The sequence below is a fragment of the Leptospira noguchii serovar Panama str. CZ214 genome (assembly GCF_000306255.2).
Taxonomy (GTDB): Bacteria; Spirochaetota; Leptospiria; order Leptospirales; family Leptospiraceae; genus Leptospira; species Leptospira noguchii.
Map to the genome: position 1 here is coordinate 295,884 of NZ_AKWY02000001.1, position 13,756 is coordinate 309,639.

Annotated in this window: 11 protein-coding genes and 1 pseudogene; 7 read left to right on the forward strand and 5 right to left on the reverse strand. The window is 33.4% G+C overall.

The window, feature by feature from the left end; translation table 11 throughout:
- Positions 1-81: 81 nt before the first annotated feature.
- Together LEP1GSC059_RS24570 and LEP1GSC059_RS01330 are read right to left on the reverse strand one after the other, a co-directional pair.
- Positions 82-210, reverse strand: a pseudogene (locus tag LEP1GSC059_RS24570) (RHS repeat-associated core domain-containing protein); the annotation flags it as partial.
- An 883-nt stretch (positions 211-1,093) separates the two neighbouring features.
- Complete coding sequence (locus LEP1GSC059_RS01330) at positions 1,094-1,993, reverse strand: M23 family metallopeptidase (RefSeq protein ID WP_036056779.1); 900 nt, start codon at positions 1,991-1,993, stop codon at positions 1,094-1,096.
- A 37-nt stretch (positions 1,994-2,030) separates the two neighbouring features.
- On the opposite strand from LEP1GSC059_RS01330, the gene LEP1GSC059_RS01335 reads away from it, so the two are divergent.
- The 4 genes from LEP1GSC059_RS01335 to LEP1GSC059_RS01350 all read left to right on the forward strand — a co-directional run bounded on the left by LEP1GSC059_RS01335 (position 2,031) and on the right by LEP1GSC059_RS01350 (position 6,350).
- Positions 2,031-2,936 carry an RNA polymerase sigma factor gene (locus LEP1GSC059_RS01335; RefSeq protein ID WP_002179188.1) on the forward strand — a complete coding sequence of 302 codons (906 nt, stop codon included), beginning with the start codon at positions 2,031-2,033 and terminating at the stop codon, positions 2,934-2,936.
- A 35-nt stretch (positions 2,937-2,971) separates the two neighbouring features.
- Complete coding sequence (locus tag LEP1GSC059_RS01340; RefSeq protein ID WP_017215177.1) at positions 2,972-3,700, forward strand: hypothetical protein; 729 nt, start codon at positions 2,972-2,974, stop codon at positions 3,698-3,700.
- Positions 3,701-3,841: 141 nt separating this feature from the next.
- A complete protein-coding gene (locus LEP1GSC059_RS01345; RefSeq protein ID WP_017215179.1) occupies positions 3,842-5,659 on the forward strand; it encodes a CHAT domain-containing protein in 1,818 nt (605 codons plus the stop codon).
- A 4-nt stretch (positions 5,660-5,663) separates the two neighbouring features.
- Entirely contained in the window at positions 5,664-6,350 is a 687-nt protein-coding gene (locus LEP1GSC059_RS01350; RefSeq protein WP_017215180.1) for a hypothetical protein, read from the forward strand.
- 585 nt (positions 6,351-6,935) lie between these two features.
- Here LEP1GSC059_RS01350 and LEP1GSC059_RS01355 read toward each other — a convergent pair.
- The gene (locus LEP1GSC059_RS01355) at positions 6,936-7,253 is read right to left on the reverse strand and encodes a phasin-related domain-containing protein (protein ID WP_002148146.1); all 318 of its coding nucleotides are present in this window, start codon (positions 7,251-7,253) and stop codon (positions 6,936-6,938) included.
- 728 nt (positions 7,254-7,981) lie between these two features.
- Between LEP1GSC059_RS01355 and LEP1GSC059_RS01360 the strand changes: the two genes are divergently transcribed.
- Entirely contained in the window at positions 7,982-8,905 is a 924-nt protein-coding gene (locus LEP1GSC059_RS01360; RefSeq protein ID WP_017215181.1) for a hypothetical protein, read from the forward strand.
- 593 nt (positions 8,906-9,498) lie between these two features.
- Here the strand turns inward: LEP1GSC059_RS01360 and LEP1GSC059_RS01365 are convergent.
- Both LEP1GSC059_RS01365 and LEP1GSC059_RS01370 read right to left on the reverse strand, forming a co-directional pair.
- Entirely contained in the window at positions 9,499-10,503 is a 1,005-nt protein-coding gene (locus LEP1GSC059_RS01365; RefSeq protein WP_017215182.1) for an LIC_10230 family protein, read from the reverse strand.
- Between the two features lie 12 nt (positions 10,504-10,515).
- On the reverse strand, positions 10,516-11,529 hold the full coding sequence (locus LEP1GSC059_RS01370; protein WP_017215183.1) for a hypothetical protein: 1,014 nt from the start codon (positions 11,527-11,529) through the stop codon (positions 10,516-10,518).
- A gap of 124 nt (positions 11,530-11,653) precedes the next feature.
- On the opposite strand from LEP1GSC059_RS01370, the gene LEP1GSC059_RS01375 reads away from it, so the two are divergent.
- A complete protein-coding gene (locus LEP1GSC059_RS01375; RefSeq protein WP_002179387.1) occupies positions 11,654-13,027 on the forward strand; it encodes an ABC transporter permease in 1,374 nt (457 codons plus the stop codon).
- A gap of 1 nt (position 13,028) precedes the next feature.
- Positions 13,029-13,706, forward strand: a complete 678-nt coding sequence (locus tag LEP1GSC059_RS01380) for an ABC transporter ATP-binding protein (protein ID WP_002179138.1) — start codon at positions 13,029-13,031, stop codon at positions 13,704-13,706.
- Positions 13,707-13,756 lie beyond the last annotated feature (50 nt).

The following is a 13,756-nucleotide window of genomic DNA, read 5'->3' on the forward strand; positions in this document are numbered from 1 at the left end:
GAAGTTCGTCCATTTCAACTCGTCGATGTGTTTTATTGAATTACTATGAGGTGTTGGATAGATCACTCTATATCTCTGAACGGGCGGCTTTCGGAGAAAGATCGCTTTGTATTTTAGAGTTTCATTGTATTCAACATTACTACTTCTCTCTTGTTTCTCCGAAACCGGGCTCTCGGCTCCAGTCAATAAATTGAAAGATAAATGTCTCATAAGAGATTTTCTTTTGATCAATTTATTGACTCCGCCTTGATCCCTGCCGCGAATCGTAAATTCAGAGTTAGTCGATAGATTTGCGAAAAGCTTATCTTGAAAAGAAAATCGTAGTAAAGATTTGTCAAGTCAATCGATCTCGAATTTTCACTAAAAACTTGTCCCAAAACCCAAAGAATTTTATGCGATCATTCTTTAGAAATTTTTAATAAACTGCAGTAGTTCCTACAAATTAGTCACATTTGGCAATTTGTAAACTTTCGAGCAGTTCTAAAATCATTGAATTTTTGTAATAGTTCCCACATTTTATGAAACTCAGACCTGTCTATGGATCGGTGGAAGCTCAGCGTTTAGCTTCTATTGTCGCTCGAAGTAACTCAGCAAACACCTATCGGTGTTTAGGTTTTGGAACAAGCTTTAAAATAACGTGAGCAACTCATGATTCTGAAAAAATTAGAATCTAAACTTTGCAGATCGGTTCTTTGAATACCACAATTTATAAAATAGAAGTTTATAACAATTGAATCTATCGTATTCAAGTGTGGGAACTATTACAAAACTTAGGTTTGTCTGTAAAATGATGTGGGAACTACTGCAAATCACGATTTTACAAATGATTGTAGGAACTCATACTTTTAGAAAATTTTTTCTCAATCAAACTTACGTTAAAATAGGATTTAAATTTTGATGATGGCCGCAAAACGGTGGTTTTGTGTAAAAATCGGATGGAAGATGATTCTTTTTGTATTTCCTAGTAGTTCCCACAATTTCAAAGTTTAACTGTAAATTTATGATTTGTAAGTTCCCACATCTATTTTTGTTTCATAGAAACTGATGAAGAATTAGTTTTTAACGACTCTGCTATAAGTTTCTTGTATAAACATCAAATGCGACTAACGTAAAATGTGAAACTCCTTTCGTTTACGTTACCTTTGAAATCCCAAGCCACCACTTTGATCGTATTTTCTCCGGATTTTAAATTTAGATTTCCAATCAAATATTGATCTTTATAGTAAAGATTTGTAAAAGAGAATCCGTCTGGATTTTTCCATTCAGAGTTAGAATATTGTAAGGCGCTAAAATCGGCGGATCGCAGGACTTCCCCGTTTAAAAAATATTGAACTCTAGTAATCCCCCTTCTTTGAGATTTTTTTTCTCCTGCGTCTACGATGGAGATTGTAAAAGGAAATTCTTTGGAAAGGTTGATATTGTCTCCGTCGTTGATATTTGTGAACTTTCCATTTACGTGAATTAGAAGGCTGGAAATTTCCGGAGCAGAGTTGTCCGGAATTGGTGAAAGAAATTTCATAGGATCTAAAATTTCAAGTCCGTATTTACGAAGTACAACAAAGTGGAGGTGAGCTCCGCTCGAATGGCCCGAATTACCTGTAACACCGATTTTATCTCCTGCTTTGATTCCATCAGGTTTTAGTAATTTAGAAATTCTACTATCTTTTAAGTGATAATAAGCGGTGAAATTTCCAGATCCATGATCTAACCAGACCGAATTTCCGGTTCCTAACTCGTCCTCAAAAGGATGATCCTCCGCATAACGGCTGTACAAAACTTTTCCATCTGCCATTGCAAGAACGGGTTCGTTTGCGGAAGAAATATCCAACCCATTGTGAAAATGATCTCCTCTGGATTCTCCAAAAGTTGAGGTAATTTTGTTTTCCAGTTGATCAGTTTTGACAGGGACTATATAAATTAGTACTTTATTATTTTCCGCTTCCATGCTCAGATGGAACGCGGTCCAGACTATGATAAGTAGAAATCTTTTCATTCAGGACACAAACCTAAGTGCAAGTAACTCATACAAAATGAATTTGTCAAAAGATAAAACCTTAGATCTCGTTTCTCGATGTGGAGATGGAGAAGAAGATGCGCTCAGACAATTCTTCGAAATCTATTCGGAAGATATCTACAATTTCCCAATGAAGATCTTTCACTTGAGTGAGGACGACGCTGGGGATTTTTTTATCTATGCATTTGAAAGATTAAAAACTGGTTCCCGTTTTGGAAGTTTTAAGGGAAAGTCCAGTTTTAGAACTTGGTTCTATTCAGTTCTTAGAAATATGTTGATCGATTGGCAAAGAACCAAACGAGAACTTAAGGTTACCAATTTAGGAAAAATCAGCAAAGAAGGAAAGGAATACGCAACCATAGAAGATGAACCGGATACACGTCCTGAAATGCAGGAAGAAGCCAGCGAATTTTCCGACCGGTTCAACCAGGCTTTGGAAGAAATTGGAGTTGATAAACGGGTCATTTTTAAACTTTCCTATATTTATTATCTAAATTTAAACGAGGATGAAGTTCAATATCTTCTGGAAAAAACGGGATTATCTCCGGAAGCATTAAAAGAGAAAATTCTTCATCTCCGATCGGAACTTTCCAATCGAGAAGAAGAGAATATTCGAATGGAAGACAAAATTACTTCTCTTTATCTAAATATATTAGAACTGAAAGAAAAACAGCAGAATACTGCTAAAGTTGCACCTATTCTGCCTATGGAAGTGGATAAAACTTCTCACGCTTTGAAAAAAAAATACGAGCAACGTAAAAGACTTTTGGAAAAGAAAAAGAAAGGGCATTTTTTGGCGAGAACTCCTTATAAAGAGGTTGCAGAATTAATTGGGATTTCTGAAGGGAATGTAAGCGTTACTTTGCTTCGTTTAATTGAAAAAATTCAGAAAAAGCTGGACTTCAGTGATTTGGATTTTTAGAAATTTCCGTCTTTTTATGCTATTGGAGAACTAAAATGGATTCGGGATCTGAAATAAATCAAGAAAACGAGCTTTTGCTCTCTCTTTTGAGCGGAGAGGGAACAGGTTCAGATACAGATATAAAACTGCAAAATCAACTCATACAAATGGAAGAATCGATTCAGGCAGGGATTAACGCCTCAACGTTATCATATTTATATGAAGCTTCTAAAAAAGGAAAATTTTCAGAACTTCAAGAATCGATCGATCTCCAAAAGGCGGATTTAACCGGTTATTTAACAAAGGAAATTCCTGAATATTTAAAACGTTACGTCTCATTGGAACTTGCAAGGAAATCTGTTCCTAAGGAGTCGATCGTTGTAAAGTTGGGAAAGTCAGGAGCCCGAATCTTTGAAAGTCTTGTAGAATCTCTTCAAATCAATACAAGAGTAGACTACGCACCTTCCATGCGTTCGGCTTTAACAAAAGATCCTTCTGAGTTTGTAGTTTTTGAAGAAAAGGTTTTAGATAATTCTAAATTTACTTATCAATTGGTTCAGGAAACCCCTGAAACAGCGTTTTTAAGTGTTAAGATTGAATCTCCAGACGCGAATTCGTTTCAACGAGTGAATCTCTATAAAGACACGAGGTTCATTCTTTCCAATCAGTTCAATAACGAAGGGATTGCTAACTTTTCAGGGTTGAGAGAGGGAAAATATACCGTAGAATTTCAAGGGAAAGAAAATTCCAAATCCTTAGATCTTTTTATTCTTTTAGAAGTATAAAATTGTCTTTTGGAAAAAAATTTCCAACGTCATAAAATCGAAGTAAATTCTTAAAAAAGCATTTCTTTTTATTTTTTCCGGACAAAAAGAATTCTGGAAAAAACGTTCCAGTGTTATAATCTGATCCTGGAATTTTAAACTATGCTAAACCTAATTATAGATAGAGTCGGAAGCGTAAACGTTTTCAACATTTTAGATACGTCTGGAAGCGGATCAGAATCCCATATACAATCCACGATCGATGAAGATCTAATTTTAGAGTATATTAAGGAAATTGAAAATTTAGTTCGAGTTTCTAACGCGGTCAATTCCAAAGGAATGAACCACAAAACTTTAGAAACTGAAATTCTTCATGAATTGAAAATTCTAGGAGAAACTTTTTACGATCAATTTTTTCCAGCTCCAATTCAAGAGAAACTAAGGCTTACTACTGAAAAGTATCTTCATCTAAACATGGATCCAAAACTTGGCGTGATTCCATGGGAATTATTACACGACGGAACCTGTTTTTTGTCGGATAAATTTTTTATAGGAAAAACAGTTCGAGGAGAATCCAGTCAAAACGTATTTAAAGAAAAAGAAAAGTTAAGAATGCTAATCGTTGCGGACCCAGCTGAAGATTTAGAGTGGGCTCAAAAAGAAGGAGAGCAACTTTTTAGGGTTTTGAGTGAAAAGGTCTCTTCTTCTCGATTAGAAATCGAATTCATTGGAGGAAGACAAGTTACAAAACTTAAACTTCTTTCTTTGATCAAAGGTAAAAACATCATTCATTATTCAGGGCATCTTTATTTTTCGGATGATCCTTTAGAAAACGGCTGGCAAATTTCCGAAGGCAAAATTCTAAAAGCGAGAGAAATTAAAAATTCTGGATTTAATACAGATCTAGTATTTTCAAATTCTTGCCAATCTAATTCAAATGCATCTAGAACCCTCAATTCCGATTTGATGAACAATTTTGCCGGAGCTTTTTTGATGTCCGGGATTAAAAGTTTTATCGGAACCAACTGGGAAATCATAGACAATCAAAATACGATTCAGTTTTACACGTATCTTTTCAACGATAAAAGTATCGGAGAATCTCTTTTCTTAGCCAAGGAATACGCAAGAAGAATTTTTGATACAAATGATTTGACTTGGACAAATTATTCTCTTCACGGGATTCCAAATCAACAAGTGATTCTAGATCCGACTAAAGGGAAAACGATTCAAAAAATTATCAACCCTACTTTAATTTCAAAATTTTATCCCTCGAACATCGCGGTTTCTTATTACAATTTCATTCAAAAACAAAAGGAAGAAACAGAATCTTCTTTTGAATTGATTCGGTCTTTGATCGATTCTTTTGAGGAATTTTCTAAAATTGTAGGTGGAATTATATTTAGTGATCATCAACATCACTCTTTGGGAAAATACATTCCGAACAATCCTGATGACGCAGTTGAAGTTAAAAAATGGTGGGAATTGATCTATCAATGTCTTTTGGATTTTAGAAAACTGGAAATCAGTCCTCTAATCAGTAATGTTCAAGAAGTTCTACAAGTGAATAAAGATACAATTCAAAAGATGATTCAGTGGATTGAACTTTATAGACGAGGACAGATTTTAAGGGATTCTGCGGACGGTTATTTGATTTCTTTTCAATACTATTACGAAAATCTTTTGATGGAATTGGAAGAATTAGAGAAGACGAGTATTTTTCTGGTTTCTACAAATTCCAACAATCACCTTTTCTTTCGCGGACTAAAACCTGAAACTTCTCTTGTGGTCGCACCCGTAGTCAAACAGGATTATATAGGTGAACAGATCGAGAAGTTCCGAGGTAAGGTGATCGTATTTAACGAAAATAAAATGACTATTGTTCCGATGCTCTGTAGTGTGATAGAAAATCCAGAAACCAAAGACTTGGAACTCAGTTTTCCTGGTTTTAAATCGGAAAAAAAATCAATTCAAAATACCTAATATATTGAGCCTTTGTCAACCCAGTAAGGGTAGTTTTTCATGTGGTTCCTGTTGTGGAATTTTTAACCTGGACTTAAATCCCCAAGAAATTCAAAAGTTAATCTTAGAAAGAACGGAAGAATTTAAAAATTCTGTGGACTTTCAAAAACCTTGGACGATGGCAGAATACCGAAAGGTTCAGGAAAAAAAAGAAGAATCCATTGGTAGAAAGGACGAACATACTTACAATTGTCCATTTTTAGGGGCTTTCGAAAAAAAAATAGGGTGTATGATTCATCCGACTTTTAGCGGTGATCCTCTGAGTCAAAATTATTCGTTTTATGGTTCTTCGATTTGTCAAGGTTACGAGTGCAGAAATATGGAGCGTAAAAGTTCTTTATTTTGGGAAAATCTTTTAGGTGAAATGGAATTGGATTCTTTTACTTATTCTGCAATTGCTTCTGATTATAAAACTTTGGATCTGATTGAGGAAACGTTTTTTCAAAAAGGAATCTCTATCGAAAGACTATTCCAATCTAAAAGAGATCTTTTGAAACGATTGATTTTAAGAAAAATCGATCAAAATGTAGCAATGATGAATACTTCTTTTGAAATTCCTATGGAAAAAGAAAAAGGTTCTGCGATCCAAAGATTGATTCAAAGACTTGATCTTGTTTCTATACCAAATTTGTTAAACGAAATCAATTTCTAACTTTAGATTGTTTTTTAAAATTACTCAAGAAATATATATTAACGTGAAATTCAATGTAAAAAAATTTGGGCGAATCCGGGGCTTGCTATAAGCAGCCGGACCGGGCTCTCTGCTCTGGTCAATAAATTGTGAAATTCCAGAAACGCGACCTGTCGAACGATCCATGGGGAGCGAGACGCTGAGTTCAGGAAAGCGTTTTGCTGAGTTCAATTTTGATTCTAAAATCTTATTCAACTTGTGGGTAAGGTTATGATAGGAAGCGTTCTGCTGAAGTTCCCTCGCATCAATCCCTTTCGCGTCATACTGAATTCACGTTATATTAGATACTTTTTATATAGCTTTAGTGAAATGGTTAGTCTTTTAAAAGCCGTTTAAGATTATATTAGAATACATCAATATTCTTAAATTCAAAAATGCTTTCCAATAAAAATCTAACCTTTGCAATTTTATAGAAATTAATAAGGCAATATCTTTATAAAGTTAAAATATAGATTTTTCTTAAATTTATTTTTGAATATGGTTGTGAAATTTATGAAGAGAGATATAAAATCCTTCCTGTATGTAAAAACACAGGAAGGAAAACAATCAGTGTTTACCGGCGGTTTCTGCTTTCCCTTTTGATCCGTTTAAAGGAATCTTTGTGGATGAAACACCTTGATTTACTTTCGATTTTACTTCTTCTACCTTAGAGTTAACTTGACCTGCAACTCCTTCGACCGAGTGAAGAGCGTCTTCAATGTATTTTCTGAGGTTTTTGGCAACCTCGGATTGATCTTGCGCTCCTTTAGATGCAAGTTCTTTAAATTCTTTTTCAACTTTCAGAAGAATGCTGTCCGCTTGCTCTCGAAGTGATTTTGCCGCTCCAATTGCAAAGTTAAGCGCTTCTTTGATTTCTTTTTCCATAAGTTTTTTCCTCTGTTTTCTGCACTGAGAATAGACCAATTTTATGCGGCGCACAATAATGTGTCAAGTAAGAATTAAAGCAAATAAATACGAATTATGGAACTATAATTTGAAATCTTTTAATATATATAAATAAAATTAACAATAATGGGCTTTAATTGACTTAAAAAAGAAAATAGGATTTCAATTTTATCGTTATTGTAGCCTGTAAAATAAATTTTGCTTTGATGAAATTGTCTTCATTTTCATCAAAAAATAAAACTTTAATTTGCATCTGGTTTGAAGATAAAGTTTTTCACAACAGAATCTTTTACCCTAAAAGGATTATTAGAGTTGCTGAAAAATTCCATAATTCAGATTAACAAAACTCATTAATCGACCGTTTCTATAAAACAGAAATAGATGGAGATTTCATTTTTCAAAAACTCTATTATTCACTCATTCTAATTATTGAGTCCAACGATCCGAGAAAATTCAGTCAATTTGTTTTTTTAAATTGAACTTAAGATCTGTTGCGACATCTGTACTTACTACTTCTTAATTCGGAAATGTTTTATGAATGCGAAGTTGATTTTTTCAGATTGAATTGGAATCATTGATGCTCATTTATGTTGCGTTATATTTTTTTATTATTCTCGATTTGTGAAGTTATTAAGAAACATTTCGTGATCCAAAATTAGAAAAAAAATTTTCTTTGATAGATAGAATTAAAAAGCTCCGTTTTTAAAATGAATCAAAAACAACTAATACAAGAAACTTTAAAGTATTTCGGAAAGGATAGAAAACTTTTAAGAAAAACAATTCTAGGTTTTAATTTTAACGGCAAAGAAACCAAAGAATGGAAAAAAAGAATCAATGTTTGTACAACACATCCATTTGCGATTCAAAATGGAATTTTTGATTATGTAGTAAGCAATATTTTAGATAAGAATTATAGCCAAATACATATGGACTATTTAGGGGATTTATCTTGGAACATTAAAATTTTATTGAATTCAAATATTCAAAGTGGATATGATTGGGATAAAAAATTGGCGATTAAATGTGACCAAGCTAAGATTTTGGAAATTTATATAAATTATATTATTCCAGCATATACCTTAAATCCATTTTACATAAGTTATAATCAAAAGGAAAATTATTATGAATTCGGAAAAATTCCTAAAATGGGGAAACATGAACAAATAATCTTAAATAATATTATAAAACTATTTGATTCTTTAGGATATTTTTATGTTTCAGAAAAACTTGCATCTAAAAAATATAAAGGTTTATTTTCAGATTGTAACCAAGAAGGTAACGCGTCTTTATTTGATTGTTTATTCAGCGATATTCATCGATATCAAATTGGAATAGAAAAATTTTTCGATTCTTTTTCAGATAAAGGACTAAGCGTGGATTTTACTGGAGCTAGAATTTCTTGGCATGAATATTACGACTTGAATAGGAATTTTTTATATCGAGAAGAATATCGATTTTTAAAATCAGGGGACGTATTATTATTAACGATGGATCAAGCGGGTCATATATCGAAGATAAACGTTTGGAGAGACATTCGTAAACTTACGAAGAGAGAGTTTGAACTTAATATACTCAAAGTTTTTAAAAGACGTAATTCAAATTTGTCCCAGAACCTCAAAAAAAAATCATAGTTTGTTAAGTCGTTCAAAATAAAATGCAGTAGCGTCTTATGGATAATGATTTTCAAATCAATTTTTTGTATAGAATTTGTCGTTTTAACAGTTTTCTATATAACAGGGTTATGAATTCTGAGATAAACCATCGTTTAGACGAAAACTTTATGTAGTGCTGAGTAATAGATTAAGAATCCATTTTATAAAAATTCCACTATACTCATTTTTATTTATGCTAGATTTCTAATATACAAAACTGTTATACTTAGAGCTTGTCCTAAAACCTAAACCCTGACAAGTGTTTGCTTTAGTTTCATAAAATGTGGGAACTACTACGAAAATTGAACGAGATCAATACCGCTTGAAAGTTCCCAAAAATACCAAATGAGACAAAATCTGTGGGAACTACTACAGTTTATTAAAAATCTCTAAAGAATTATTGCGTAAAATTCTTTGGGTTTTTGGACAAATTCTTATTTTAAAACTAGATTCGTGATTTTAATTAGAGTTGTTGAAAAATTCCATAGTTGACGATCAACAAAAATTCTTCCATTGTCTATTTTATAAAATTACATTTTCCTAAAAAACATCTCAAAAGTTTTCTGAAGTAATTATAGGCCTCTTCTGGAAGCTATATCTAGTATCCAAGTATTCATCGATAAGATCGTAAAAAGTAGAACCACAAAAAGTGTAACTCCTAATACCGCAAACACAATAAAAACTGTATTTCGAATTATTCTAAATTGAAGATAACTTACAGATAAAGTAATGTTTCCAATCGAAGTTAGTTCTTCGTTTTTTCCCATTCTAAAATAATTTCGAATATAAAAAGCCATCATCAATAAAAGAAGAACGATCAATAGAATTCCAAACTCGAACGAATAATGTTTTTGCAAGAGAAAGATAGGGATGTAAATTAAATTTCCCAATAAAATTCCTGTAATCATAATTCCGCTGAAATGAAACAACATAGGTATCCATGAAACCTTTGAAGAAGAAGCGGATTGAAACTCTCCTTCTTCTCCATTTTGTGCCGTCTGAAAAACGGCAAAACGGTCGGCTTTGTTTTCGTAAACTTTTGAAATCGTAAAAACCAAATAAATCAATAAGATCGTTAATACGAATAAAAATAAGGAAGATATGGCCCCAATAATTGGAGTTTGGGGAATACTTTTTAATGGATATTGAAGAGACATTAAAACGGGAAGAACGGAGATCAAATACAAACTTCTATTTAAATACGTATAAAACCAAGCTTTATAATGAAGTGCTAAAAAAGAAGTTATTGATAAGAATATTAGAAAACCATAAATAAATAACATGATTTTCTGTCCGAGCAAAATTCGACTCATTCTATCTACGGTAGCTTCTAATTGTGCATCGGATGGAATTGTTTTTTCGTTTAATTCCTCCATAACCTTAGAGGTAAGTTGAATTTTTGAAATCAATCCTCTTTCGATTCCCCATTGTGGTGAATGCTCTCTTCCGGAACCTTCTAAAAGTGCTTCCATAGAATCTGCATCCTTAGGATCATAAAAGATTGGTTCAAAAGAAATATTAATCAGACAAAAAGATAAAATGATAAAAGGAATGATCTTAGCGAGTTTAGTTTTCATAATTTGGTTTCGTTAAAAAAGAAATGAAAAAATTGCAGTCATTGAAATTCCTAACACTCCTAAAGCGATCAAAATTGTAATCATCAATCCTGAGTCTTCTGAGGTCTCGGACATTTTTGTTTTACTTTTGGAGCCGGAAGATTTTTCTCCGATTAAGATTGGTTTTTCTCCGGAGTAAGGACGAACCTTGATCGAGTTCTCTTCCTCATAAATTTTTCCAAATACATCTGAACCAATTTGAATCACCGTTTCATTTTCCACTCCGTTGTTTTTAGAAGCGACTACGGTTCCAGGTAAAGGTCTGATTTGTCCTTCTGGAGTTTCTAGTTTCATCGCTTCTATGATACTTTGAGAAGAAGAATCCGATTTTAATAATTGAATCATAATTCTATCCCCCGGTTTGAGAGTGTTGACCTGAATTCCTGAAACGGGAGAAAGAACGTATTTCATTGGAATGACCCTAACGCCTGAAGGTATAAATTGCTCCAAGGTTTCTACGGGTTTTTTAGTTTCAAATGAAGCGGGCTGCGAAGAAGTATCTTCGTTTTTTTCTTCAAAAGAGGAATCTTCAAAAGTATCTTTTTGACTTTCTTCATTCAATTTGGATCGTTCTAGGATTGTATAAAAAAATTGAATATCCGGTTTTGAATTTCCTGCGGCCTGACTGATTACTTGATTGAGAATGTATTTGATCTTATCGTTATCCTTTCCATTAAAATAATGAATCAACTGTTCCATAAAATCATCTGACTTACCGTTTGTTTGAAACAATTCTATCAATCTATTTGTAAGATTTTTAAGCTGTTTACCTTCGTATTTTAATTTTTGGCAAACTTTTACGATATCTTTGTGAGTTGAAACGGAAAGTTGAACAGAGTCGATGTTCTCAGATTTTCCAACAGCCACTACTTCTAGCTTTTCTATCTTTGCTTGTTGAATATCAATAACGCTTGTAAATAAGATGTGAACGGATAAGGACGTATCTTTAGAGATAAATTGAAACGTATAAACCTGATCGGAACTCATGTATTTTTGATTTGAGAAGGTTATGTTTGAAAAACTTTCTTCTTTATTTTTGACATTCTGGTTCGGATTCAGAGAATTGTCAAACTAAGGAAGGATTTCCCCTTCTAATTTTAAGAGTTTTTTGATGAAGGTAAATTTGTTCCGAGGCTCTTTGATATTTCTGGTAACTTCTCGTTATATTCGAGGCTCACGAGTTGCTGGTCTTCTCTCATTAAAATCTAGACTGTCATTTATCGTTATGGCCGTTGGGGTTTCTCTTCTCATCGTAGTCTTATCCATATTCAACGGATTTCAAAGACAAGTAAAAGAATCACTTTGGCAAGGTGGACCTCATATCACTATAGAAAACAAATTTGATTCCGGTGATATTAAAAATTATGAAAAGATAATCGCTTGGCTAAGTAGGAATCCTTATCTAAAAGATAGGATCGTTTCCATCGGTGGAAGTATTACGAGCCACGGTTTGATTCAAAACACGAACTCGTTTATTCCTATTATGGTGCGCGCGCTTCCTGTTGAAAACATTCATGATCTCGTAGGAAATAAACTTACTAACTTTCCTCGAATTGTTCATCATAACCGTGAAGAAATTGCAAGATACAATGTTGAAAATCAGGTTTTGATTGGAAAGGAAATGGCGGGTATTTACGACTTTGATTTAGGAGCGAATTTGACTATGGCCGTTCCAGGAGGAAGGTTTTCTCTTGGAAAGGGTGTGGATGTTTCTATCAAAACGTTTCATACGGTAGGTTTTTTTAAAACCGGTTATTATAACTACGATACACATTACGTTTTTCTTTCGCTTCCTGTCGCACAAAAATTTTTTAATTTGAAGGATTCAGTAAATCAGATCGCGATCAAAGTAAAGTCGTTAGACGATTTACAAAATTGTAAAAAGGAAATTCTAAAAGAATTTAGAAATCCCGATTTTGAAAATGAGATCGGTTATTCCGCTTCTTTTAGTGTAAGAACGATTGCAGAAGAACAGGAGAATTTTTTCACTGCTTTGAAATTAGAAAAGACGATCATCTCTATTATCGTTTTCTTATTTATTATTCTCGCTGCATTGGGAATGGTTGCAAGTGTTTATAGTTTAGTGAGAGCGAAAAGAAAATCGATTGGAGTTTTAAAAGCTCTTGGTCTACCTTCTTCTGGTGTTTTATTAATTTTTACTTTGAACGCGATGGTTGTAGGAGTTCTTGCTTCTCTTGTAGGAGGAGTTTCAGGAATTTTTATTGCGAGTAATTTGGAAACGATCGTAAACGGACTTTCTGAACTTATCAATATGGTAGGATATTATTTTTATCATTCCGAATGGACAAACGTGGAGTTGGTCCCTAAAGACGTTTATTACTTCGATCACATTCCAGTGGATATTGATATTTCATTTATTTTTATGGTTACTACCGCCGCTACGATTTTATCCGGAATTGCGGGTTACTTTCCTGCGAGATGGGCCGCTGGCCTTAATCCTGTGGATACGATAAGGAACGACTAACGTGAGTCTGATCAAAGTAAGAAATTTAGTAAAAAATTATCATATTCTAGAAAAAGAATTTAAAATTTTGGATCATTTAGATCTGGACGTTGAAGAAGGTGAGATCGTTTCCGTGGAAGGAAAGTCTGGAATCGGAAAGTCAACACTTTTAAATATTTTAGGTTCTATGGATTCTTCTGATGCGGGTGAAGTAAACGTCTGCGGGGTTTTGTTAGATCAAATTTCCGAAATTGGAAAGGAAAAGTTTAGAGCCGAAAAAGTTTCCTTTATCTTTCAACATCACCTTCTTCTTCCGGATTTTACCGCTTTAGAGAATGTAAGTATTCCTCTTTTGATCAACGGGATTCAACCAGGCAAAGCTAGACAAATGTCGATTGAAATGTTGGATCGAGTTGGTCTTAGAGAACGTCATGATAATTTTCCTTCTCAACTTTCCGGTGGAGAAAGCGCAAGAGTAGGAGTTGCAAGAGCGCTTGTAGCTGGAAAAAAACTTGTTCTTGCGGATGAACCAACAGGTAATTTAGATCGAGAAAATTCTCGTAATTTAATGGCTTTGATTTTAGAACTACAAAAAGAATTCCGTTTTTCTATGGTTATTGTTACACACGATATGGAGTTAGCTTCTTTGGTTCATAAAAGAAATCAACTTTCCGGCGGTAAACTTCAACCGATTTCATAATTAGAGTTTTTGAAAAATGAATTCTCCATCTGTTTTTGTTTTATTGAAAC